This is a genomic window from Streptomyces sp. 4F14 (assembly GCF_048159485.1).
Lineage (GTDB): Bacteria > Actinomycetota > Actinomycetes > Streptomycetales > Streptomycetaceae > Streptomyces.
This window is the reverse complement of record NZ_JBLRVY010000344.1, coordinates 1-330: the sequence shown is the minus strand read 5'-3', so window position 1 is coordinate 330 and position 330 is coordinate 1. Positions and strand designations below refer to the sequence as shown.

1 pseudogene is annotated in these 330 nt (G+C 65.8%); it reads right to left on the bottom strand.

Going from position 1 to position 330, the window contains the following annotated elements:
* Positions 1 to 32: 32 nt before the first annotated feature.
* Positions 33 to 330: pseudogene (locus ACLZOT_RS51035) on the bottom strand (acetoacetate--CoA ligase); the annotation flags it as partial.

The following is a 330-nucleotide window of genomic DNA, read 5'->3' as shown; positions in this document are numbered from 1 at the left end:
GATGTGAGTCGGTGGTCCGAGGCCGGGTGGGGTCAGGCGCGTTTGCGGGCGAGTTCCTCGTAGAAATGGAGGAGGTCGAGGTTGTCGATGGAACCGGGGTTGACGGCCTTTTCCAACGGAGTGCCCTGGAGGAGGCGCTTGACCGGGACCTCGATGCGTTTGCCCGTGAGGGTGTGCGGGACGCCGGGGACCTCGATGATCTCGTCGGGGACGTGACGTGGTGAGAGCTGTTCGCGGATGGTGGCCTTGATGCGGCTCAGGAGTGCCTCGTCGAGGGTGGCTCCCGGGGTCAGGTGTACGAAGAGGGGCATCCAGTAGCCGCCGTCAGGC